At 60.8% G+C, this 24088-nt stretch carries 22 protein-coding genes; 4 read left to right on the top strand and 18 right to left on the bottom strand.

Annotated elements, in window-relative coordinates:
* Positions 1-5: 5 nt before the first annotated feature.
* The 3 genes from J2Z75_RS14025 to J2Z75_RS14015 form a co-directional block, all read right to left on the bottom strand.
* Positions 6-1319, bottom strand: a complete 1314-nt coding sequence (locus J2Z75_RS14025; protein ID WP_209853314.1) for a YeaH/YhbH family protein — start codon at positions 1317-1319, stop codon at positions 6-8.
* Between the two features lie 25 nt (positions 1320-1344).
* Positions 1345-3294 carry a PrkA family serine protein kinase gene (locus tag J2Z75_RS14020; RefSeq protein ID WP_209853312.1) on the bottom strand — a complete coding sequence of 650 codons (1950 nt, stop codon included), beginning with the start codon at positions 3292-3294 and terminating at the stop codon, positions 1345-1347.
* A 419-nt stretch (positions 3295-3713) separates the two neighbouring features.
* Complete coding sequence (locus J2Z75_RS14015) at positions 3714-4391, bottom strand: phosphoribosyltransferase (RefSeq protein WP_209853310.1); 678 nt, start codon at positions 4389-4391, stop codon at positions 3714-3716.
* 163 nt (positions 4392-4554) lie between these two features.
* On the opposite strand from J2Z75_RS14015, the gene J2Z75_RS14010 reads away from it, so the two are divergent.
* Complete coding sequence (locus J2Z75_RS14010) at positions 4555-5727, top strand: M20 aminoacylase family protein (protein WP_209853309.1); 1173 nt, start codon at positions 4555-4557, stop codon at positions 5725-5727.
* An 18-nt stretch (positions 5728-5745) separates the two neighbouring features.
* Here J2Z75_RS14010 and J2Z75_RS14005 read toward each other — a convergent pair whose 3' ends face one another.
* The 11 genes from J2Z75_RS14005 to rsgA form a co-directional block, all read right to left on the bottom strand.
* The gene (locus tag J2Z75_RS14005; RefSeq protein WP_209853308.1) at positions 5746-7533 is read right to left on the bottom strand and encodes an adenine deaminase; all 1788 of its coding nucleotides are present in this window, start codon (positions 7531-7533) and stop codon (positions 5746-5748) included.
* The gene (locus tag J2Z75_RS14000; RefSeq protein ID WP_209853307.1) at positions 7530-8453 is read right to left on the bottom strand and encodes a nucleoside hydrolase; all 924 of its coding nucleotides are present in this window, start codon (positions 8451-8453) and stop codon (positions 7530-7532) included. The genes J2Z75_RS14005 and J2Z75_RS14000 overlap by 4 nt, the downstream gene beginning before the upstream one ends.
* A gap of 6 nt (positions 8454-8459) precedes the next feature.
* Positions 8460-9485: an ABC transporter ATP-binding protein gene (locus J2Z75_RS13995; RefSeq protein ID WP_209853306.1), complete on the bottom strand. Its 1026-nt coding sequence runs from the start codon at positions 9483-9485 to the stop codon at positions 8460-8462.
* The gene (locus J2Z75_RS13990) at positions 9478-10257 is read right to left on the bottom strand and encodes an ABC transporter permease (protein ID WP_209853305.1); all 780 of its coding nucleotides are present in this window, start codon (positions 10255-10257) and stop codon (positions 9478-9480) included. The genes J2Z75_RS13995 and J2Z75_RS13990 overlap by 8 nt, the downstream gene beginning before the upstream one ends.
* Positions 10254-11081, bottom strand: coding sequence for an ABC transporter permease (locus tag J2Z75_RS13985; protein ID WP_209853304.1), 828 nt, complete (start codon positions 11079-11081; stop codon positions 10254-10256). The genes J2Z75_RS13990 and J2Z75_RS13985 overlap by 4 nt, the downstream gene beginning before the upstream one ends.
* Before the next feature lie 104 nt (positions 11082-11185).
* The gene (locus tag J2Z75_RS13980; protein ID WP_209853303.1) at positions 11186-12208 is read right to left on the bottom strand and encodes an ABC transporter substrate-binding protein; all 1023 of its coding nucleotides are present in this window, start codon (positions 12206-12208) and stop codon (positions 11186-11188) included.
* 40 nt (positions 12209-12248) lie between these two features.
* Complete coding sequence (locus tag J2Z75_RS13975) at positions 12249-13298, bottom strand: LacI family DNA-binding transcriptional regulator (protein WP_209853302.1); 1050 nt, start codon at positions 13296-13298, stop codon at positions 12249-12251.
* A gap of 115 nt (positions 13299-13413) precedes the next feature.
* Positions 13414-14238, bottom strand: a complete 825-nt coding sequence (locus J2Z75_RS13970; protein WP_209853301.1) for an aldo/keto reductase — start codon at positions 14236-14238, stop codon at positions 13414-13416.
* Positions 14239-14309: 71 nt separating this feature from the next.
* On the bottom strand, positions 14310-15206 hold the full coding sequence (locus tag J2Z75_RS13965) for an NAD-dependent epimerase/dehydratase family protein (protein WP_209853300.1): 897 nt from the start codon (positions 15204-15206) through the stop codon (positions 14310-14312).
* Between the two features lie 148 nt (positions 15207-15354).
* Positions 15355-16257 (bottom strand): LysR family transcriptional regulator, encoded by a 903-nt coding sequence (locus J2Z75_RS13960; protein ID WP_209853299.1) that lies wholly within the window; start codon positions 16255-16257, stop codon positions 15355-15357.
* 16 nt (positions 16258-16273) lie between these two features.
* The gene (gene rsgA / locus J2Z75_RS13955) at positions 16274-17296 is read right to left on the bottom strand and encodes a ribosome small subunit-dependent GTPase A (protein WP_209853298.1); all 1023 of its coding nucleotides are present in this window, start codon (positions 17294-17296) and stop codon (positions 16274-16276) included.
* Between the two features lie 223 nt (positions 17297-17519).
* On the opposite strand from rsgA, the gene groES reads away from it, so the two are divergent.
* The 3 genes from groES (at position 17520) to J2Z75_RS13940 (ending at position 19971) form a co-directional block, all read left to right on the top strand.
* Entirely contained in the window at positions 17520-17816 is a 297-nt protein-coding gene (gene groES / locus J2Z75_RS13950) for a co-chaperone GroES (protein WP_209853297.1), read from the top strand.
* 66 nt (positions 17817-17882) lie between these two features.
* Positions 17883-19508, top strand: coding sequence for a chaperonin GroEL (gene groL, locus J2Z75_RS13945; protein WP_209853296.1), 1626 nt, complete (start codon positions 17883-17885; stop codon positions 19506-19508).
* Positions 19509-19677: 169 nt separating this feature from the next.
* Positions 19678-19971, top strand: a complete 294-nt coding sequence (locus J2Z75_RS13940; protein WP_209853294.1) for a hypothetical protein — start codon at positions 19678-19680, stop codon at positions 19969-19971.
* A gap of 532 nt (positions 19972-20503) precedes the next feature.
* Here the strand turns inward: J2Z75_RS13940 and J2Z75_RS13935 are convergent.
* From J2Z75_RS13935 to ctaD, 4 genes are read right to left on the bottom strand one after another with little or no spacing between them, the layout of a single operon-like run.
* Entirely contained in the window at positions 20504-20857 is a 354-nt protein-coding gene (locus tag J2Z75_RS13935; protein ID WP_209853292.1) for a cytochrome C oxidase subunit IV family protein, read from the bottom strand.
* 9 nt (positions 20858-20866) lie between these two features.
* On the bottom strand, positions 20867-21589 hold the full coding sequence (locus J2Z75_RS13930; protein ID WP_209853290.1) for a heme-copper oxidase subunit III family protein: 723 nt from the start codon (positions 21587-21589) through the stop codon (positions 20867-20869).
* An 11-nt stretch (positions 21590-21600) separates the two neighbouring features.
* On the bottom strand, positions 21601-22305 hold the full coding sequence (locus J2Z75_RS13925; RefSeq protein WP_209853288.1) for a cytochrome c oxidase subunit 3: 705 nt from the start codon (positions 22303-22305) through the stop codon (positions 21601-21603).
* Complete coding sequence (gene ctaD / locus J2Z75_RS13920; RefSeq protein ID WP_209853286.1) at positions 22302-24080, bottom strand: cytochrome c oxidase subunit I; 1779 nt, start codon at positions 24078-24080, stop codon at positions 22302-22304. Before ctaD ends, J2Z75_RS13925 begins: the two co-directional genes overlap by 4 nt.
* Between the last annotated feature and the right edge of the window lie 8 nt (positions 24081-24088).

Here is a 24088-nt window from a genome sequence, read left to right as displayed (position 1 = left end):
TCCGTTCAGCTACGATATTGCAGGGTTGGCTGCCTGGCGAAGAGCTTTCGAAAGACAGGGTAGATGTCGGAAGGTCGAGCGATCCGCGTCATCTGGAAATTCGGCCATTCCCCGTCGACGGTGCGATAGGCGCGCCAGAGCGACGTGCCGTTGTCGGTCGATCCGAAGATTTCCGTTTCGCGCTCGTCGATGATTTCGACATAGGCATAATACTGGCAAAGCCGCATCAGCGGTCCGTTGAGAAGCGCGGCACACCGTTCCGAATCGCGGGAGATGTTGTCGCCATCCGAGGCCTGGGCGGCATAGATATTCCATTCCTTGGCCGGGTAACGTTCCTCAATGATGCGTTGCATTTCCTCCAGCGCGGTGGATACCACAGTGCCGCCGCTTTGAGGGCTGTAGAAGAAGGTATCCTCATCGACCTCGCCAGCCTCGTCGGTGTGGCGGATGAAGACGATATCGATCCGGTCGTAGCGGCGCTTGAGGAAAAGGTGCAGCAGAACGAAGAAACGCTTGGCGAGGTCCTTCTCCCGCTCGCCCATCGAACTCGACACATCCATCAGGCAGAACATCACCGCGTTGGCATTCGGCAACGGTTGACGCTCGAAGCGGTTGAAGCGAATGTCGACAGGATCGACATAGGAAATGCGCCGCCGCCGGCGCTCCAGCAGGTCCAGCTTCTCGCGCAACGCCTCTATGCGCTGGCGCCGTGTCGTGTCGGGGGTCGTTTCCGCCTCCAGCCTGGCAATCTCCTCGGCGATTGCTTCCACCACCTTTCGCCCCGGCCGCTGCAGCGCGATACGCCGGCCGTAGCTGTTGCGCATGGTGCGCCCTACATTGATGTTGGTGGGAGAGCCGCTCGTGGCAAAGCCCGCCCGGCGCGGCTTGTAGGCGACCGCTTCCTTCAGGCTGAGCTTGACCATGTCGGGGAGTTCCAGGTCCTCGAAAAAGAGATCGAGGACTTCCTCCCGCGACAGCAGAAACTGGAAATCGTCGTCGTCCCGGCCGGTTCCCGCGGCCGATCCTGTCCCGCCGGCGCCGGGCTGTTTGTCGATGCGGTCTCCGGGCGTGTACTCGCGGTTGCCGGGCAGGACATATTGACGATCGCCGCTGCCGCGGGCGGGCTGGAAGGTGGGCTCATCGGCGCCGCGCGCAGGCATGGGCACTTTGCGCCCGGCATCCATATCGGCTATCCGGCCGGTCTTGACGTGTTCCTTGATGGTTCGTTTCAGTTCCTCGCGGGCCCGCTTCAAGAAACGCCGCCGGTTACCGAGGCTCTTGTCTTTCGGGTTGAGACGGCGATCGATAAAATTCGGCATTGGCTACCCCTAGGCATCTGCGTGCTCAACCCGCCTTGTTGACGCGCATGTACCACTCGACCAGACGCCGGACCTGCCGTTCGGTATATCCGCGCTCTATCATGCGATGGACGAATTCGGCGTGCTGCTTTTCGCTGGCGCTGTCCTTCTTGGAACCGAAGCTGATCACCGGCAACAGGTCTTCCACTTGGCCAAACATACGCTTTTCGATGACTTCGCGCAGCTTTTCATAGCTCATCCACGACGGATTGCGGCCGTTGTTCTTGGCGCGGGCACGCAACGTGAACTTGACGACCTCATTGCGGAAGTCCTTCGGATTGGCGATGCCTGCCGGTTTCTCGATCTGCGACAGTTCGTTGTCGAGGATGCCCCGGTTGAGGATCTGCCCCGTGTCGGGGTCCTTGAAGTCCTGGTCCTCAAGCCAGGCGTCGGCATAGGCGATGTAACGGTCGAACAGATTCTGGCCGTATTCGCTGTAGGATTCCAGGTAGGCCTTCTGGATTTCATGGCCGATGAACTCAGCATAGCGTGCGGCCAGTTCCGATTTGATGAAGTCGAGATAGGCAGCCTCGGTTTCCTTGGGAAACTGCTCGCGCTTGATCGCCTGCTCCAGGACATACATCAGATGCACCGGATCGGCGGCGATTTCCTTGGTGTCGTAGTTGAAGGTCTCCGACAGAACCTTGAACGCAAAGCGGGTGCTGACGCCATTCATGCCTTCATCCACACCGGCCGCGTCGCGATATTCCTGCACCGATTTTGCCTTTGGATCGATGTCTTTCAGGTTTTCGCCGTCATAGACCCGCATCTTGGTATAGAGGGGCGAGTTTTCATGCTTGGAGAGCCGTGTCGAAACGGTGAAGCGGCTAAGGCTCTCCAGCACCTCCGGCGCGCAGGGGTTCTTCGCCAGCGCGCTTTCGCGAAGCAGCTTGTCATAGATCTGCCGTTCCTCGGTGACGCGCAGGCAATAGGGCACCTTGACCACCAGAATGCGGTCGAGGAATGCCTCGTTGTTCTTGTTGTTCTTGAATTGCAGCCATTCGGATTCGTTCGAATGGGCGACGACGATGCCCTGATAGGGGAAGGCGCCGAAATTCTCCGTGCCGTTGTAGTTCCCCTCCTGGGTTGCGGTCAGAAGCGGGTGCAGCACCTTGATCGGCGCCTTGAACATTTCGACGAATTCGAGCAGCCCCTGCGTCGTGCGGTTCAATCCGCCGCTATAGGAATAGGCGTCGGGATCGGCTTGGCTGAAGTTTTCGAGCTGGCGGATATCGACCTTGCCCACCAGCGCCGAGACATCCTGGTTGTTTTCGTCACCCGGTTCTGTCTTGGCGATGCCGATCTGGCGCAGGCGCGACGGCATCAGCTTGACGACGCTGAATTTCGAGATGTCGCCGCCGACCTCGTCGAGCCGCTTGGTTGCCCAGGGCGATATCATGCCGGTAAGGCGCCGCCTGGCAATCCCGTACTTGTCTTCCAGAAGATCGGCCATGCGTTCGGGATGGAACAGGCCGAGAGGGGATTCGAAGACGGGGCTGATTTGGCCGCCGACCATCAGCGTATAGATCGGCCGTTGCTCCATCAGCTTCTTCAGCCGTTCGGCCAGAGACGATTTGCCCCCACCGACGGGTCCGAGCAGATAAAGGATCTGCTTGCGCTCCTCCAGGCCCTGGGCGGCATAGCGGAAATAGCCGACGATCCTCTCGATCGTATCTTCCATGCCGTAGAAATCGGCGAACGCCGGATAGATCTTGATGGTTCGGTTGGAGAAAATTCGGCCAAGGCGCTCGTCGGCATTCGTTTCGACGAAGTTGGGTTCTCCAATGGCGGCGACCATGCGCTCCTGCGCGGTGGCATACATGCTTTTATCATCGCGGCATGCGAGGAGATATTCCTGGAGACTAATCTCCTCTTGCGCTGTGCTGGTATAAATCTCCGAAAAGAGATCGAAGACATCGGACTGGGTCTTTTGCATCATGCTCTCCCGCGGCCGGTTCGTTGAGACGGGATCGCTGCCTGTCGGCTCGCTCAACGAGATTAACATTTATTGTCCCCAAAAGTTCCTTCAAATATTTGTCATTGCAGTGATAATTCAAACAGAGAGCGCCGCGTCGCTTGTGCGGTATCGGCGGATCCAAGATCCCGGTCGAACTGCGTGTGCCAAAGATTGCACAACCTCGCTCAGGCCCGAATCACCGCCTCTGGCGATCGCTCCATGCTCTTGAAACCTAGCGTAACACAATCCTGTCGAGGACAATGCCACCATCGAAAAGGTCCACAATTTCTGATGGGATGTGCGGCTTTTTTGCACAGCGCAGCGTGCCTGCGGAGCCTTGGAGACCATGGTTGGCGATGGAATTACTTTGCCGGATCACATTCGTGTGATGCGGCGTCTTAAGCGCGCCAGCGTCCGTCAGGAAGTTTTGACAACAGGGGCGTGGAGAAAACGCCGACGATCGTATCCGGCCAATGTTCACCCAACGCCGCCAACGGTTCCAGCCATCGGCGCGACTGCAGCATGGCAGCACCGACGGCCACGGGCTCGATGCCGGCAACAGCGAGGAGGGAAAGTCCGGCAACGATGGATGTACCGCTCGAAATCACGTCGTCGACGAGAACGACACGCCGGTTTTCCAGAAGCGGCAGCATACGCGGATCGATATAGAGCCGTTTCGTCTGATCCGGCGTGGTGATCGACGACATCGGCACCGACAGATCGGCTCGGTACCAGAATTTTTTCGACGTGCCGAGCGGAACATACCGGTCGTGGCCCATGGCGCGCGCAACGGCACTTGCAAGCGTCAGGCCAAGCGTTGGCATGCCGACGATCACATCGGGCTTGAAGGGAGCGAGCTTTTCGGCAAGCTGGGCAGCCAATGCGTCCTGCACGGCAAAGCTCGCCTGGTTGACGATCAACGACGCCAGCGCGTGTTCCCCGTCGGCCAGGGGCCGGATCGGTAGCCGCAACTGCCGAGCATCGCTCAATGTGGCGGGATAAAAATCCAGATGGCTTCCACGGCTATCGTATGTGCCTGCCGGATGGAGTTCCTGCCAGAAATCATGCGGCTGCATGGCGTCTTCCTCTTTCGGTCAGGCGGGAACGCCTTTGAGCTAAACGACGGAATAGTATTCGATTTTGTGTGGTTTTCCTCTATACCCGCAGAACGTCAAGGGAAAGCATGTCTGCCTTCGGGGCGGTTGGCACGTCCCTTTGGAGACAAGGAACGACTTGCCGATGCGCCTGCCCGCAATTCTCTTGGCCGACCTGCCTTTCCTCACCGCTCTGCGCCGTGACCTGCACGCCCATCCTGAACTCGGCTTCGAGGAAGAGCGCACCAGCGGCATCGTCGCAGACCTGCTGGAAGAGGCTGGAATTTCCGTGACGCGCGGACTGGCCGGTACCGGTCTGGTGGGCACATTGCAGGTCGGCGACGGCTTGCGCAGCATCGGCCTTCGCGCCGACATGGATGCGCTGGCGATGCCGGAAACGGCGGAGCGGCCCTACAAGTCCAGGATCGACGGCAAGATGCATGCCTGCGGCCATGACGGCCATGCGACCCTGCTGCTGGGCGCTGCACGGTATCTGGCCAGGACGCGCAACTTCTCCGGCACCGTGCACTTCATCTTCCAGCCGGCGGAAGAAGGACGCGGCGGCGCCAAACGCATGGTCGAGGAAGGTTTGTTCGAACGCTTTGCCTGCGATGCCGTCTATGGCCTGCACAACATGCCCGGCCTCGACACGGATGAAATGGCCGTCGTCGCGGGCCCACAGCTTGCCTCCTCCGACAGCTGGCGCGTTACATTTCGCGGTACCGGCACCCATGGCGCCAAGCCGCATCTGGGCAAGGATCCGATCACCGCGGCCGCAACCTTCCTCGCCTCGCTGCAGACCATCGTCGGGCGGGTGATTGATCCATTGCAACCGGCTGTGGTCAGCGCCTGTTCAGTGCAGGCTGGCAATCCGAAAGCCCTGAATGTCATCCCCGATATTGTCGAAATCGGCGGTACGGCGCGGGCCTATTCACCTGGCGTGCGCGATCAGCTGGAAACGGAAATCGGCCGTCTCGCGCAGGGCACGGCTGCGATGTACGGGATTTCCGTCGACTACGGTTTCGAGCGCCGCATTCCGCCAGTCGTCAATGATGCCGACGCGACCGCGCGTGCGTTGAAGGCCGCCAGTACGGTCTTTGGCAACAGGTTGCGTACCGTTTTTCCGCCATCCACGGCGGGCGATGATTTCGCCTTCTTCGCCGGCGAAGCACCGGGCTGCTATGTCTGGCTCGGCAACGGTCCCGCCGTCGATGGCGCGCTGCACCACAACACCGCCTATGATTTCAACGACGAGGCGATCGGCCCCGGTGTTGCCTTCTGGACGACGCTGGTGGAGCAGGAGCTGAAACCCGTCTGAGCCGTTTGGCGGACGATATCAGGCGCCGGACGGGATCGGGCTTTCCAGCAGCGTTCCGGTTTCGACATCTGCAATGCCTCTGTCCGTCTGGTGCGGCCCGGCATTGCAGGCAAGGGTTGCTCCGAAGCACGCCTTGAAGACGAGATAGGGCGGTTGCCATTCGACGATACGCTCCATGGCCACGCGAATGCCTGCGAAATCCCGCGTGATATCGTCCAACGACGCATCGGAGACCAGGCCAGAAAGGGGCAGTGGCAGGATTGCGTCGATCTCGCGGCCAGACGCAACCGCCATGCCGCCGCCGGCGGCGATCACCGCATTGGCGGCAATCGCCATGTCTTCCGGGTTGCTGCCGAACACTGTCAGGTTATGGCTATCATGGGAAACAGTGGTGGCAAAGGCGCCGTGCCAGTCACCCCAGCCCCGAAGAAACCCGACGCGCGGACGGCTGTCGCCGAGTCCATGACGATGCGCCACCGCGATCAGTGTGGTTTCTGCAGGTGGCACCACGAAGCCGTCCCGGACTTCTGCTGCCGCTTCGCCCCAGCGGGTAAAGCGTGGCTGATCGATCGTGGCGATCTGAACGGTCTTTTCAGCGGAAGCGACACGGAAATCATCGGCTGTCAGCGGTTCGATCTTCATCGAATGCCTGAGCGCAGATGTATCTGTGGGCGCGATCTCCTGCAGCATATGACCGTCCCCGGCCACCGGGACGCCGTTGGCTACGACGACGCGCGCCCGCAGGTCAGAAAGGCTATCGAACACGACAATATCCGCGCGCCGGCCGGCGGCAACCAGACCAAGATCCGACCGGCCCAACCGTTGCGCGGCATTGAGCGTTGCCGCCCGCAATGCCCATTCCGGCTTCAGCCCGTAACGCACAAGCCGCCGGACCACGTCGTCCAGGCCACCACCGGCAGCAAGATCGTCAGGAAAGACATCGTCGGTGCAGAGCGTCACCGTCTGAGGCAGATGGCCGAGCCGGTTCAGTTCGGCCACAAACTCCGGCAGCAGGTGGTCATGCGACCCGCGCAGCTCGATGGTCATGCCGGCGCGCAGCTTGGCCATCAGATCCTCGGCCGAGACAAGCTCGTGGTCGGAGGTCACGCCGGCAGCCATGAACGCCACGAGGTCGCCGTCCTTCAGGCCGCGCGCATGGCCGCAGACCAGCTTTTCCGAGGCAAGCCCCGCCTGGATGATGGCGCTCATGCGCGGATCGCGGTCGATCACGCCGCGCATGTTCATCACTTCGGCGACGCCGCCGATTTCCGGCCAGGACAGGAGATCGGCAATCACCTCGGCATCGAAATCGGCGCCGTTCAGTTCCAGGCCCGGCGCGGACGGCACGCAAGAAGGGGCAAGCAGGATGATGCGCAGCGGCAGCAGGCGGGCGGCATCGGCGGCAAACCGCACACCGGCGACGCCATGGACGTTGCCGAACTCGTGCGGATCCCAGACGATGGTCGTCACGCCGCGCGGCAACACGGCCTTGGCATAGTTGGCGGGCGTCACCATTGAACTCTCGACATGCATATGCGTGTCGATCAATCCCGGTGAGACAAAACCGCCGGAGGCATCGATGATCTCTGATGCATCGACTCTCTCCCCTGTGGGGTGAACGCTGGCGATCAACGGTCCGACAATGCCGATATCGGCGGCCCGCAGTTCGCCCGTCACCATGTCGACGAGCGTGCCGTTAACGATCAGAAGGTCGAAGGGGGCATCGCCCTTTGCCGCAGCAATTGCGCGGGTGCGCAGATTGACATTGTTGAGGTCGGTGGGTTCTCTTGTCGAAGGGTTCGTCATTTGCCCGCCTCCCAGCGCAGGGCATCCAGCACGATCGCCTTGATCGCCGAGGCGTCGCAATCGGCTGCGAATTCGGCATTGAAGGTGCCGTGGCTGGCACGGGTTTCCACCACCGTGCGGCCGCGTGTCAGGGAGCCGGCAAGCTCCATCTCGATCCTTGCTGGCTGGAAGGTGACGAGATCGGGGCGGACGAAGGCTGCGGCGGCCGATGGGTCGTAGATTGCCATCGCCGGCCGTCCGCGGCTGACGCCGATGTCGATGTAGCCGGCCAGCATATCGCCCAGCAACGCGGCGTTGGTTCCGCCTGCATGGCGGATCGGCCCGATATCCTCGGGCGCCGCCAGAACCTTGCGGCAGAAGTCGAGGTCGACCATGCGCAGCGGCAGGCCGTGGGACAGAACGATGGCAACGGCTTCCGGATCGGCAAGCGCGTTGAACTCGGCGGAGGCCGTGTGGTTGCCGCGCGACAGCCCGCCGCCCATCCAGGTCAGGTCATCGATCCGGGCGGCGAGATCTGGCCTTGCCAACGCGAGAGCCGCGATGTTGGTCAGCGGGCCGAGCGCCAGGATACGGCGCGGGGAGGGGCTGTTTTCCAGCCAGGCGCAAAGGGCCGAGAAGGCATCGTCGCTTGCCGGATCGTCCGCATCCGGTAGCCGCAACCCCGCCGTCGGAATGCCGGTCGCGCCGAGGATTGCCTGGGCGGTTGCCAGTGCGCCGAGGACGGGCTGGCTGCGCCCCGCATGCGTAGGGACAGTCCAGCCGAATGCCTTTGCCGCACCCGCCGCATTGCGGCGAACCTGGTCCATCGGCGTGTTGCCGAACACCAGCGATATGCCGTCGATGGCAATGCCCGCATGCATCACCACCAGAATGGCCGCGATGTCGTCAAATCCCATATCCGTATCGATCCAGACACCCATGGCGGCCTACCCGAACCGCTTGAGCGGTGCGGCGCTTCCGACCGGCAGGTCGAACGCGACATCGGTACCGAGGGCATGAGCCGGCAAGGCCGCGTCCACTTCGGCCTTGATGATACCCAGTGGCGTTTCCAGCACATATTCGCGCGTGCCGCCGGCAAAGGAAACGCCGCGCACGATCCCCTTCAAGGGGCCGGAGCCCAGAGAAATTGCGCGCGGGCGCCAGGCCAGTCCGGCTGCCTCGGGAAGTTTGCCCGAAAGAAAGACCTCGCCGGTGCCGGCAACAAGTTTGCCGTCGCGGATGGCGAAGATGTTTTCGAAGCCGACGAAATCGGCGACGAAGCTGGAGACCGGATGGTTGTAGATCTCCTCCGGCGTGCCGATCTGCTCGATGGCGCCGTTCTTCATCACGACGATCCGGTCAGCGAGCGCCAACGCCTCGACCTGATCGTGGGTGACGAAAATCATCGTCACGCCGCTTTCCTTCTGCACGCGCTGCAACTCCGTGCGCATTTCAAGCCGTAGGCGGGCATCGAGATTGGAGAGCGGTTCGTCGAGCAGAAGCACTTTGGGTTCCATCACCATGGAGCGGGCAAGCGCGACGCGCTGCTGCTGGCCGCCGGACAGTTCCGGCGTCTTGCGATCGGCGAAGGCTGCAAGGCCAACGGATTTGAGGCCTGATGCGACCTTTGCCTCCAGTTCCGCGCCGCGCATGCCCTTGAGCTTCAGGCCGAAGGCGACATTTTCGAACACCGTCAAATGCGGAAACAGCGCATAGGACTGGAACACCAGTCCGACCGCCCGCTTGTTGGCCGCGACGCGGGTGATGTCGGCGCCATCAAGGCGAATGCGTCCACCAACCGGCGTCATCAGGCCGGCAATCGAACGCATGGTCGTGGTCTTGCCGCAGCCGGAGGGGCCGAGCAGCGCCAGCAATTCGCCCTTGCGGATATCGAGATCGAGATCCTTGACGGCGACTGTATTGCCGTAGGCCAGCGAAAGTTTGTCGAGGGTGAGGAAGGATGTGTCAGACATAACGGGAGAACCCCAGAAAACGTTCGGCGGCAAAGACGATGCCGATGGACAGGAAAGCGAGCAGCGAAGACAGGGCGGCGATCGACGGATCGAAGACGATCTCCATGTAGCCGAGCATGTCGACCGGCAGGGTGCGCACGCCGGGCCCGGAGAGGAACAGCGAGACCGGCACCTGATTGAAGCTGGTGACGAAACCGAGAATGAAGGCCGACAGGATGCCGCCGCGAATATTGGGCAGCACCACCCGGAAGAAAGCCCCGAGCCGGGATGAGCCGAGCAGTACCGCCGCTTCCTCGATATCCGAGCGCAGGTTATTGAGGCTCGCCGAGACCACCCGCACCGCGTAGGGCAGCACCAGAGCCGTATGGGCGAGGAACAGCGCCAGCGTGATCGAAAGGCCGATGGGCACGACGAAATAGCGCAGCAGCGCCAGGCCGACGATGATGCCCGGCACGATGATCGGTGCGGAGACGATCGTGCGCACGGTTTCCGAAAACGGCAGCTTGTAGCGCGACATGGCATAGGCAGCGGGAATGCCGAGCAGAAGGGCCGCGAACGTGCCGCCGATCGCCAGGAACATAGACATGACGAAACTGTCGCGAAAGCTCTCGACGGTGAAGACCTTGAGGATCCATTTGAACGAGAAGCCCTGCGGCGGGAAGGCCAGCGTATCGCCGGCCGAAAACGAGGCGGCGACGATGATCAGGAACGGGCCGATCAGGAAGATCAACACCAGAAGCAAAGTGATCGGGGCAAACAGTCTCTGGGTCATCGCTTGTTCCTCGCCGTTGCGACCCGCTTCAGGAGAATATTGGCGGCGAAACTCATGACGATCAGGATGAAGGCGATGACGCTGGCCGACACGAAATTGTTGGCGACGGTGACTTGCTGGTAAAGCAGCGTCTCCAGCATCAGCACCTTCGATCCGCCAAGAATGGCCGGGGTGATATAGGCCGTCATCGAGCCGGTGAAGACCAGCGTTCCGCCGACCACCAGACCTTCACGGGTGAGTGGCAGAATGACCTTCCAGAACACCTGGAACCAGTTGGCGCCAAGGACGCGGGCGGCGGGCACGACATCCTTGGGCAGGTTTTCGAGCGCGCTTATGAGCGAGATCACCATCAGCGGCAGGAAGAGCTGCAGTAGGCCGATGAAGACGGCGGTTTCGCTGAACAGGATGCGGATAGGCTCGTCGCTGAGGCCAATCGCCATCAGCGCCTGGTTGACGATGCCGGTACGGCCGAGGATGACGATCCAGGCATAGGTGCGCGCCACCGGCGAAATCATCAGCGGCAGAACCACAAGTCCGATCATGCGTCCCTTGGCGCCCGGCGGCAGGCTGACGATGGCATAGGCCGTGGCATAGCCGATCACGGCCGCAGCGGCAGTCACGATCGCGCCGAGCTTCAGCGTCCGCAGGAAGACGGTCCGGTTCAGCGGCTGCGAAAAGAAGTCCGCATAGGCCGACAGGCTCCAGCTATCCGCCGAGCGAAACCCTTCCGACAGCAGCAGGATGACCGGCACGAGGAAGACCAGCCCGGCGAAAATCGCGGCCGGCAGGGCGAGCGCCAGTGCTTCTGCCCGGTTCTGGAACATGGTTGGTCGTCTCCAGCGGTGTTCAAATGTTTCAGTCGGGGCGCGGCAGCGAACAAAAATGGGCCGGCCGCGCCCCTTGCCTTGGGAGGCATTCGTATTGGCGGTTACTGGCCGACCTTGGCGTTCCACTCGGACAGCCAGGCATCGCGGTTATCCAGCGCGACCGCCGACGGAATCAGCTTGAGACTCTTGGCCGTCTCCTCGCCATAGGTGATGTTGCCGGCAACCGCGTCGGAAACCTTGGCTTCCTTGTTGGCCGGGCTGTCGACCAGCTTTTCGGCAAGCTTGGTCTGGATTTCGGTCGACAGCCAGAAGTCCATGAACTGGAGCGCCAGATCCTGGTTCTTCGATCCCTTGGTCAGGACCATGACGTTCATGCCGCCGGTCTGGCCTTCCTTCGGGGTCGCCCATCCGAGCGGCAGGTCGAGCTTGTTGAACGGCGCCCAGGAGAAGCGGCCGATCGGTGCCGCCCAGATTTCCTCCTGCTGCATCAGCTGAACGAGCTGCGAGGATTTGACGTAGAAGGTGACGATGTCGTCCTTCGCCGCACCGACCGCTTCGATCGCGCCCTTGAGGTCCGGTGTATCCTTGCCGAGCGCCTGGCCGAGCATGTAGAGCGCCGGCGGCCCCTGGTTGGTGGTGACATTCGGGAAGGCGACATGGCCGGCATATTCCGGCTTCATAAGATCGGCCCAGGACTCGATCTTCATCTTGTCGGTGCGGTAGACGATGGAGGTGGCATAGAAAGTGTAGCCGACGCTCATGCCGTCGCCGTTCGGGTCCTTGGCAATGTCGTAGAGCTTGTCGAAATTGGTGAGCTTGGACGTATCGATCTTCTCGATCAGACCGCTACGCGCAGCCGAAAGCGCGTCGGCCATGGAAACGACCGCCATGTCGATGACCGGATTGGCCTTGTTGGCCTCGATCTTGGCCAGACGCTCGACGCTGTTGCCGGTTTCCACCACCAGCTTGCAGCCGCATTTGGCTTCGAAGGGATCGTAGACGATCTCCTTGAACTCGTCCTGCGCGAAGGCATAGACGGAGATCGTCAGGGTCTTTTCCTGCGCATGGGCGGCACCCATGGTCAGCATCAGCGCGGCAGCCGATGAAAAGATCATTTTGTTCATATGCGTTCTCCTTCTGGGGGGGGGCTGGTGGTTTTCTTGATCATGCGCTGTCGATGGGTGCCGGTGGTCCCGATGTCTGCCGGACCACCAATTGCATGGGCACGCTGGATCGCTCGGCGGCGGCAACCGTGCCGGTCGCGGTCCGCGGTATGTCGGAACCGGATGCGGTATCGGCTTCAATGACGCGAACCAGCGCCGCGATGGCGATGTCGGCGATTTCAGCCATGTTCATCCGGACAGTGGTGAGGCTGGGGGTGATGACAGACGACCAGACGAGATCATCGAAACCGGTGACGCTGGCATCTTCGGGCACACCGATGCCGGCGCGTTGCAATTCGGTCAGCGCCCGAAGCGCGTGCAGATCGGAGACGGCTGCAAAGGCCGTAAAACCCTGGTCCAACTTTTGCTTTAGGCCGAGAAGACTTCCCTTGCCATGAACCTGCTCGTGCCTTTCAATCCACAGCACGTCCGCAATGCCGCCCTCGGGAAGCCGGGATTTCATGCCGCCGATGCGATCGTTCTGCACGTTCGACGCGGGGTTGTTGCCGATCAGCAGAAACTTGCGATGCCCAAGCGAGACCAGATGCTCGGCAATCGCCTGTCCGCCCTGCCAATGATCGGCGGAAACCGTATTGCCGGGGGTGGAGGGGCTGTCGATCACCGCGACCGGGCAACCGATATCCGCAATGCGGGTGCCAAGCCGCGGAACGATGACGATGCCGTCGACATTACGTTCGATCAGACGGTTGATGGCGTCGGTCTGGAGCGCAACATCGCCGCGCGAATCGGCGATCAGCACACCGTAACCGGCCTTGCTTGCCGCATGTTCGATCGCCTGGGCGATCTGCGGGAACAGCGGATTGGCGATGTCGGGGAGTACGAGGCCAAGAACGCCGGTACGGCCGGTGCGCAGCGCCCGCCCGGTTAGGCTTGGCGTATAGCCGAGTTCGGCGGCAGTCGCCCGGACCTTCTCGGCGAGCTCTGCCGAGACCCGGCCTTTTCCGGAAAGCGCATTGGAAACCGTCGCCGAAGACACGCCGAGGAGAGCGGCGATCTGGCTGAGATTCGATCCTGTGCGCGCTACGGCCATTCGATCCAACAGAGTTGATTAATCGATTAATCAACTCTGTTACCGCAATCTTATTGCGTTGTCGATACGGTTTCAGCGCTTTTCTGAAGCGGTGGATTGATCGGGAGGCTGGGTCTCAAACGTCCCAGACGGGGCACCAGTCGCCGTTCACCAGTCGCATGCCCTTTTCCAGACCTTCGATGCGTTTGATCTCGGCCGGTGTCAGCGCGATCTTGCGCGCCTCGAAATTCAGGATGATGCGATCCTTCCTGGACGAAGAAGGGATGACGATATGCCCCTTGGCCATCAGGAAGGCGAGTGCGATCTGCTCACCCGTCGCGCCATGCGCCTTGCCGATCTCTTCGAGAACCGGGTCGCCGACGACGGCGCCACGCGCCAGCGGGGAATAGGCGGTGACGGCGATGCCGAGCGTTTCGCAATGATCGATGATCGGCCGGTTCTGCATATAGACATGGCACTCCACCTGATTGGTGGTGATCGTGCGATCACCGAGCAGGCGGATGCTTTCGTCGATCAGCGCCCTGGTGAAATTCGAAACGCCGATCCGCTTGGCCAGGCCGATGTCGAAAGCCTCGGCGAACTGGCCGAGATAGTCCGCAAGCGGATATTTGTTGTGCGGCGATGGCCAGTGCAAAAGCAGCAGATCGACCTGATCCGTCTGCAGCTTTTCCAGGCTTTCCCGGACCGAAGGCATGATCGCGCCGGGTCCGTAGTTCTCTGGCTTCACCTTCGTGGTAATGAAGATGTCGCTGCGCGGCACGCCCGCATCCTTGATACCGCGGGCGACGCCCTCTTCATTGTTGTAGCCCTGGGCGGTGTCGATGTGCCGGCAGCCGGCCTCCAACGCCCAGATGACGCCCTGATAGGCTTCGTCCACGGAGCGGTTCCACGTGCCGTAACCCATCTGCGGGATGCCGGCGACCATTGGTTCTATCGTCATGTCGTCTTCCTTTTGAGATGGAGATCGCGGCCGTCCGCTACGGCTTCATGCCTCGCGGCTCGAACGCGCAATCAGATGCCGGACACGTATTTCCGCCAGTTGTGTTCTTCCTTGAAGCCGAGAACTTCCCGAATCTTCCGGTTCGAAAGAGGCGCTTCGAATTCGCCTAGCTCTCGGACGATTGGCGTGTTCGGAGCCCAGCGGCTGAGAAACTCGCGTGTCGGTTCGGTCGCGGTGATGGTGTCGTTGACGGCGTTGAAGACCTGGAAGCCAAGGCCATCTGTCTTAAGGCAAAGGTCGACGATCTGCCCGAGGTCGCGGGCATCGATGTAGCTCCAGGCGTTGCGCTTGCGCGATGCCGGATCGGCGAGGAAAGCCGGAAAACGGTCATACTCATGCGGTTCGATGACGTTGGCGATCCGCAAGGCGTAGATGTCGATCCCGCTGCGCATCGCAAACGCCCGCGCGGTCTTTTCGTTGACGACCTTGGACAGACCGTAGCTGTCCATTGGGTCGATATCGTAGTCCTCTTCCAACGGGAAGGAATGAAATTCCTTGTCGCCCTCGGCAAAGCAGACACCGTAGGTCGTTTCGCTGGATGCGATGATCACCTTGGGGATGCCAAGCTTCGCGGCGGCCTCGATGACGTTGTAGGTCGAGATCGCATTGACCGCGAAGGTCTGGTTGTCGGGCTTGAGGAAGAGGCTCGGAATTGCGGCGAAATGCACGACGGCGTCAACCTTAGCGGGTCCGCCTCCCGTCTGCAGATCCTCGCCGCCGAAATGCATCGACAAGGCATTGAAGGTCTGGCCACCATCGGTCAGATCCGTGATGAGCGTGCGGACGCCGGGGTAGTCCAGCGGCACGAGGTCAAGGTTCAGGACCTTGTGCCCCTTGTTCAGTAGATAGGGAACGGCGTGGCGGCCGGCCTTGCCGCTGCCGCCGGTAAAGATGACCCGTTTGCTCATTTGAATTCCGCTTCTTCTCGAACGACGCCCTGCTCCGGAGCGAGGGCCATGAAGGTTCGGAAGAAGCGGTACAATGCCGGGCAGCGATGAATCAATGGGTTGGAAATCACTGAACCGATGAACTCTGCTCATCGATCGGAGGTAAGCCCTAGAGTCCGTTGAGGTTTCGAATGATCTTGATCAGGGCCTCGACGCCGAAGGGAAGCTGACGTCGGCTGGAGTAATACATCGAAAGCGGCGGCCCCATCGACGCCCACTTCGGAAGAACCACTTCCAGGCGCCCAGCCGACAGGTAGGGGCTTGCAAGCCTTTCCAGGCAATAGGATATCCCGACACCTTCAAGTGCCGCATTGATGGCAAGGTCGGTTTCGCCAGAAATCAGCGCTCCGGGAACGTCGATCTCGCGCCGGTCGTCGCCGCGTTCGAACTCCCATTTGTAGATCTGTCCGCGGCCTGTACGGATGCGGATGCAGTGATGGGAATGCAGGTCCTCCGGCACCGCAGGGCGACCGTGGTTCTTGAGGTAGTCGGGTGCTGCGACCGCGACCCATTTCAAAGGATGCGTGAGAGGGATGGCGATCATGTCTTCCGGGATGGTGCCGCCGTACCGGATCCCGGCATCGAAGCCTTCCGCGGTGACATCGACAAACTGGTCGTCCACGGCGACCTCAAGCTCGACATTGGGGAAGCGCTGCTGGAAGATCGGAATGGCCGGCCTCAAAAGCAGAACGGCCGCATCCTTCAGAACATTGATGCGAATGCTGCCGGCTGCACCCTGATAGTGCCCGCTCAGGTCCTCCAAGCCGGAGTTTATGAGCTCGAGCCCTGCAGAAACCTTTTCGGCCAGCGCCGTTCCGGCGGCGGTTGGCGCAACGCTGCGGCTGGTTCGATTGAGCAGACGCACGCCCAGCCTTTGCTCAAGGGCTTTCATGCTGTGGCTGAGCGCCGAAGCCGTCACATCCAGATGATCCGCCGCCTTCCGGAAGCTGCGATACTGGACGATCGCGAGAAAGATCGACAGTTCATGAATTTCGTTGCGCTTGAACTGCATGTCGACCGCCCAGCCCTCAGTATTTTTTCTTCTGGCTGATCTTGTTGCCGCGCGGTCCCGTCTGCACCGGCGTGTTGCTGACGTTTTCGTCGAGCAGTTTGCGCCAGCGGGCCAGCCGGTCCGCGTCCAGGGTGCCGGCAGTCACCGCCGCCTGAACCGCGCAGCCCGGCTCATGGTCGTGGGTGCAATCGCGGAACCTGCAAAGAGGGGCAAGGTCGGTGATCTCGGAAAACAGGGTATCGATCCCATCCGATGCGTCGCTGACATGCAGTGTGCGCATCCCCGGCGTATCGATCACCCAGCCGCCGCCGGCGATGGCGTGCAGCGACCGTGACGTCGTGGTGTGGCGACCCTTGGCATCGCTTTCGCGGATCTCTCCGGTTTGCTGAGCGGCCTCGTGGCTGAGGCCCGCGAGCGTGTTTACCAGCGTCGACTTGCCGACGCCCGATGATCCGACCAGCGCCACCGTTTGCCCGGTGCCGCACCATGGGGTGAGCGCGCCTGCGGCATCGGCGGAGCGGCCATTCAGGGCCACGACCTCGAGGCCGCGCTGCAACCCCCGTGCTTCCTGCTCGAAGGCGCTGGCATCGTCGATCGTGTCGGCCTTGGTCAGCACGATCACCGGGTTCGTTCCGGCCTGATTGGCCAGCGCCAGATAGCGTTCCAGCCGGGCAGGGCTGAAATCGGCGTTGCAGGATGTGACGATGAACAGCGTATCGACATTGGCAGCGGCAAGCTGCTGGACGTGCCTGCCTTCGGTCCGGCGCTGCAACACAGTCCGGCGATCAAGGCGGCGGATGAGCAGATGGGTCCGGGGATCGGCAAGCACCCAGTCGCCGACCGCGAAGTCGGCGGTGTTTATCTTATGGGCAAGACCGAGCCTGACCGGGCCGGCAGCGGATATGCCGCTCAGGCGGGCGCGGTGAACCTCGGCAATGCGCCGTGGTATCAGGTCGGTTTCGTGCGGTTCGATCTGGGATGCAAAAAAATCGGACCATCCGAGGGACGCAAGAAACGCCGTGTCAGCGGATTCGGTCACACTGTCGCCCCGGGAAACGGCGTCGCATTCATTGACTGTCTCTTTCGCGTATTGAGCTGAAACGCTGATAGCAGAAGCATGCGGGTACTACCAAGCGAATCCGGGTGTTTTTGATTGCATCGGCTTCGCCATGGAATGATCGCTAGCACTCTAGGCCAGAGAGTGCTACTTATCATCGATGGGATGAGCCATCCGGCCGTGATCCCATCAAGGAATCCAAAACATGACAAGCACCAATTTTCGCCCGCTGCACGATCGTGTGGTCGTGCGCCGTATCGAGGCTGAAGCCAAGACCAAGGGCGGCATCATCATTCCGGATACCGCCAAGGAAAAGCCGCAGGAAGGCGAAATCGTCGCTGTCGGCACCGGTACCCGCGATGAGAGCGGCAAGATCATTGCGCTCGACGTCAAGTCTGGCGACCGCATCCTGTTCGGCAAATGGTCGGGCACCGAAGTCAAGCTCAACGGCGAAGACCTTCTGATCATGAAGGAAGCTGACATCATGGGCGTTATCGGCTGATAGCCGGTCGTTTCTTTCTATCCCTTTTGTGAAGACCATTGGGCGATGAGCCCGGGAGTTCTTTCTATGGCTGCCAAACAAATCAAATTCGGCCGCGATGCGCGCGAAAAGCTGCTGCGCGGCGTCGACATTCTCGCTGATGCCGTCAAGGTCACGCTCGGTCCAAAGGGCCGCAACGTCATCATCGACAAGTCCTATGGCGCACCGCGCATCACCAAGGACGGCGTGACTGTCGCCAAGGAAATCGAACTCGAAGACAAGTTCGAGAACATGGGCGCCCAGATGGTCCGCGAAGTCGCTTCGAAGACCAACGACATCGCCGGCGACGGCACGACCACTGCGACCGTTCTGGCCCAGGCGATCGTTCGCGAAGGTGCCAAGGCCGTTGCCGCCGGCATGAACCCCATGGACCTGAAGCGCGGCATCGATCTTGCCGTTGCCGAAGTCGTCAAGGACATCGTCGGCAAGGCCAAGAAGATCAGCACTTCGGATGAAGTGGCCCAGGTGGGCACGATCTCCGCCAACGGCGAAAAGGAAATCGGCCAGTACATCGCTGAAGCGATGCAGAAGGTCGGCAATGAAGGCGTCATCACGGTTGAAGAGGCCAAGACCGCCGACACCGAACTCGAAGTCGTCGAGGGCATGCAGTTCGACCGTGGATACCTCAGCCCCTATTTCGTGACCAACCCGGAAAAGATGGTTGCTGAACTCGAGGACGCCTATGTTCTCCTTCACGAGAAAAAGCTTTCCAATCTTCAGGCTCTTTTGCCTGTGCTGGAAGCCGTCGTTCAGACTGGCAAACCGATGCTGATCATCTCGGAAGACGTTGAAGGCGAAGCTCTTGCAACGCTCGTCGTCAACAAGCTGCGTGGCGGCCTGAAGATCGCTGCCGTCAAGGCGCCGGGCTTCGGCGATCGCCGCAAGGCCATGCTCGAAGACATCGCCATTTTGACGGCTGGCCAGGTCATTTCCGAAGATGTCGGAATCAAGCTGGAAAACGTCACGCTCGACATGCTCGGCCGCGTGAAAAAGGTGACGATCACCAAAGAGAACACCATCCTGGTTGATGGCGCCGGCAAGAAGGCCGAGATCGACGGCCGTGTGGCACAGATCAAGGCGCAGATCGAGGAAACCACGTCCGACTATGACAAGGAAAAGCTGCAGGAACGTCTTGCCAAGCTTTCCGGCGGCGTTGCCGTCATCCGCGTCGGCGGTGCAACCGAAATCGAAGTCAAGGAAAAGAAGGACCGTATCGACGACGCGCTCAACGCAACGCGCGCTGCTGTCGAAGAAGGCATCGTTCCCGGCGGCGGTACCGCGCTGCTGCGGGCCTCGATCGTTCTTGACATCAAGGGTGCCAACGACGACCAGACGGCCGGTATCAACATCGTCCGCAAGGCGCTTCAGTCGCTGGTTCGCCAGATTGCTGAAAACGCAGGCGACGAAGGCTCGATCGTGATCGGCAAGATCCTCGAGAGCAACACCGACAACTTCGGCTACAACGCCCAGACCGGCGAATATGGCGACATGATCGCCATGGGTATCGTCGATCCGGTCAAGGTTGTCCGGACGGCTCTCCAGAATGCGGCCTCCGTTGCCGGCCTGCTGGTCACCACCGAAGCCATGATTGCCGAACTGCCGAAGAAGGATGCCGCCGGCGGCGGTATGCCGGACATGGGCGGCATGATGTAGTCAGTTTCCATTCTGGAAACGTGTTAGACTTCATACAGTGAAGAGGGTTCCGCTCGATCGGAGCCCTCTTCACCACGCATTGGCGATATTCGCAAGTTCGTTAAACTTCGCACTGCTTGCCGATAGTTTTTTCTCCATTTCAGATCGATAGCCTATCCAAGGACAGAATATGATTAAGCTCGAACTCACACCGGTCCAGATCAGAGGGCTGAAGCTCGCCAAGGAAGGCAACCTTTTTCCGCAACCGGCGAAGAAATGGACCCACCTGAACGCGACGGTCACCTATGCAAAGACGGACAGATTTCAGGAACGGCCACAGAAAATCAGGTTCCTGACGACGGTGACCCTGAATGAACTCGAAGAGTTCGGGCTGCTGGGACGCAGCCACCTTGACGACGACGTATCGAACGATCCTCGCGAGATAACGATGGCTGGCAAGATGTGGCTGATGGCCAACAAATAGGTCCTGCGGATGCTATGGGCGCCGGCGATGACCTCGACCAAGTCCGCGTCAAAGGTCGGCTGCCCTTTCCGCCGCGCTATTTTCCAGCGAAATATGATCGAGTTTCCGGGCGGTCACCGTCTGGGCTCTCCTCCGGGAGCGTAAGCTGTCTTTTGCTCGAACCTGAATTTATGGCCGCACCGGCAACGGATCATGTGTTTGCTCGGATTGCTGGAGGCGAACTCGGTTTCGAAGCCGCTGGGCAGGTCGTCGATCTCAAATCCCCGTGTCTTGCGGCGGGGATCGTCGTCCTCGGACACCTCGGCGAAACCCGCGTGTCCGCATTGGCCGCATTCCAGCTTCCTTGAGTATCGGTCTCGCGCAGCCATTTTCACTCCTTCGAAAGAAGGAGGTCATATCAAAATTGCCGCTGGATGGAAGGGCTGTTGGGCCGTGTTTTGACCGCCGGCCCTTGCTTCGTCCTCGTCATGGCGTGCGCACGAACCCGCTCTGGATGGGTGGCGATGCATGAACGGAAGGGTGGCCTAACCCGCTACGGGGACGCGGCGAAGAAGGTCATGCGTGTCAAGGCAGTGTAGTTCGCCTCCGACATCATCAGTGCGACGAAAACCAGCACAAGGACCGGCGGCAGCAGCACGGCATAGACGAGCGCCAACCGTTCCCAGGCCATATGCATGAAGATCGCGATGATCAGCCCCGCCTTCAGGGCCATGAAAAGAAGGATGAGCGACCAGCGCAGATATCCCTGCAGGCCGGCATAATCGACGAAATAGGAGCAGGCGCTGAGGATGAAGAGAAAGCCCCAGACGACGAGATAGAGCTTGATCGGAGGCTGCTGGTGCTGCTCCTTCACCTGCATTTGGGCATGCGTTGCAACCTGTGTCATCACGTCACCTCACCACAGATAGAAAAATGCGAAGATGAAGACCCAGACCAGATCGACGAAGTGCCAGTAGAGGCCGGTGATCTCGACGACCTCGTAATTGCCTTTGCGGCTGGTGAAAAAGCCTCGCCTTTCGGTGTCGAAATCTCCGCGCCAGACCTTGCGCGCGACGATCAAAAGAAAGATCACGCCGATCGTCACATGGGTGCCGTGAAATCCGGTGATCATGAAAAAGGTCGAGCCGAACTGCGCCGCCCCCCAAGGGTTCTCCCAGGGGCGAACGCCTTCCGAAATCAGCTTCGACCATTCGAATGCCTGCATTCCGACGAAGGTTGCGCCAAGGACTGCCGTCAGGAGCATCATGATCGCCGTCGTGCGCCGGTCCCGGCGGTACCCGAAATTGACAGCCATCGCCATGGTGCCACTGCTTGAGATCAGGACGAAGGTCATGATGGCGATCAGGATCAACGGGATCTCATGCCCGCCGATGGTGAGCGCGAAAACCTCGCTGGGATTGGGCCAGGCGATGGTCGTCGACATGCGCGCCGTCATGTAGGCGACCAGAAAGCAGCCGAAGATGAAGGTGTCGCTGAGGAGGAAGATCCACATCATGGCCTTTCCCCAGGAGATGTTCTTGAACGCACGCTGATCGGAGGACAGGTCGGCTGCGACGCCGCGCAATCCCAAGGGGCGCTGGAGCGTTTCGCCGGTATGCGTCTCTATGGTTTGAGCCATCATCTCACTCCCTATGTGAGCAATTGCCGGCAAAGATCGGCGAAATCATTTGCCCAGCCGGCAAAGAGTGCAAACAGGATCAGCCAGACGATCAGCATGAAATGCCAATAGGTGGCGCAAAGGCCCACGCTCAGGCGCGTCCTGTCGGTCACCACGCCATTCCACGTTCTGGTCGTTGTCCGGCCAAGCGCGATCAGCCCTCCCACAATGTGGAGGCCGTGCATGCCGGTAATCACATAGAAGAAGCTGTTGGCCGGATTGTCGGCAAGCACATAGCCGGCCTGCGTCAGTTCCCGCCAGGCGAAGATTTGTCCGGTCAGGAAGAGTATCGCAGTTGCGAGTGCTGCAAGGAGACCGGTCCGCATGGTGGCGCCGTGGCCGCGTTGCGCTTCGGCCTTCGCCCATTGCATGGCGGCGCTGCTGACGATCAGCGATGCGGTGTTCAGCCAGAGCAGCCGTGGAATGGGTGTCGACCACCAGTCGGGCGTTCCGACGCGCATCATATAGGCGCTCACGAAGAGGCTGAACAGGGCACCGACGACCGCCAGAAAGACATAGAGGCCGATTCTCGCAGTCGGGATGGGAGAACGCTCGCCGCCGCCCGGATGTCCGACGTGTCCCACCTCCAGCCATGGCCTGGAGGTCAGCCGCTGCTGGCCCATCCACCAGATGACGATGGCGGCAATGCCGGCGAGGAATATCAGCATGACGCTCATGAGGCATGCTCCCGCGTTGGCATGCCGAGCCCCGGCTGGTTCTGGGGAATGAAGTCCTCGGCGGCACCCGGGACGCTGTAGTCATAGGCCCAGCGGTAGACGACCGGCAGTTCGTTGCCCCAGTTGCCATGGGCGGGCGGTGTCTGCGGCGTCTGCCATTCGAGCGTCGTCGCCCGCCAGGGATTGCCGCCGGAAGGCTTGCCCCTCTTCAGGCTCCAGGCGAGGTTGAAGAGAAAGAGGATCTGTGCGGCACCGACGATCAGCGCCATGACGGAGATGAACATGTTCAGCGTGTGGGCCGATTCCGGAATGAAGGCCGTTTCACCCAGTTCATGATAGCGGCGCGGTATGCCCAGCAGTCCGAGATAGTGCATCGGGAAGAAGATCAGGTAGGCGCCGAGGAACGTGACCCAGAAGTGGATCTGCCCCATCGCCTCGTTCAGCATGCGGCCGGTGATCTTCGGATACCAATGATAGATCGCGCCGAAAACGACCATGATGGGCGCCACGCCCATCACCATGTGGAAATGCGCGACGACGAACATCGTGTCGGACAGGGGAACATCGACCACGACATTGCCAAGGAACAGCCCGGTCAGCCCGCCATTGACGAAGGTGACGATGAAGGCAAGCGCAAAGAGCATCGGCAGCGTCAGGTGGATGTCGCCGCGCCACAGTGTCAGCACCCAGTTGTAGACCTTGATCGCGGTCGGAACCGCGATGATCAGCGTCGTGGTAGCGAAGAAAAACCCGAATTTCGGGTTCATGCCGCTGACATACATATGATGCGCCCAGACGACGAAGCTGAGCGCGCCGATGATGACGATCGCCCAGACCATCATGCGGTAGCCGAAGATGTTTTTTCGCGCATGGGTGCTGATCAGGTCGGACACGATGCCGAAGGCGGGAAGAGCGACGATGTAGACTTCCGGATGACCGAAGAACCAGAACAGGTGCTGGAACAGGATCGGACTGCCGCCGCTTTGCTGCAACTGTTGCCCCATCTCGACGATGGCGGGCATGAAGAAGCTGGTGCCGAGAAGCCTGTCGAACAGCATCATGACGCAGGCGACGAACAGGGCAGGGAAGGCGAGCAGCGCCATGACCGTTGCCGTAAAGATGCCCCAGATCGTCAGCGGCATGCGCATCAGCGTCATCCCGCGGGCGCGCGCCTGCAGCACGGTGACGACATAGTTCAGCCCGCCCATGGTGAAGCCGATGATGAACAGGATGAGCGAGAAAAGCATCACCAGGATGCCCCAGTCCTGGCCGCCCGGCGTGCCCGACAGGATGGCCTGCGGCGGATAGAGGGTCCAGCCGGCGCCCGTCGGACCGCCCGGCAGGAAGAAGCCGGAGACCAGGACGAGGACGGCAAGCAGGTAGAGCCAGTAGCTCAGCATGTTGGCATAGGGGAACACCATGTCCCGCGCGCCGATCATCAGGGGAATGAGGTAGTTGCCGAAGCCGCCGAGAAACAGCGCCGTCAGGAGATAGATCACCATGATCATGCCGTGCATGGTGATGAACTGGTAATAATGGTCGGCGTCGATGAAATCGAAGTAACCGGGAAAGCCGAGTTGCAGGCGCATCAGCCAGGAGAGCACCAGCGCCACCATGCCGATGGCGATCGCCGTCATCGAATACTGGATGGCGATGATCTTGGCATCCTGGCTGAAGACGTAGTGCGTCCACCAGCTTTTCGGATGATAGAGTTCGACGTCCTCGACTTCCGCCAGCGGAATGGCTTCGCTTGCGCCGGACCTGATATCGACCATCATTTCCC

Origin of the sequence: Rhizobium herbae, from assembly GCF_017873135.1 — a bacterium.
GTDB lineage: Bacteria > Pseudomonadota > Alphaproteobacteria > Rhizobiales > Rhizobiaceae > Pararhizobium > Pararhizobium herbae.
The sequence above is the reverse complement of the archived record's forward strand: the minus strand, read 5'-3'. Positions and strand labels throughout refer to the sequence as shown.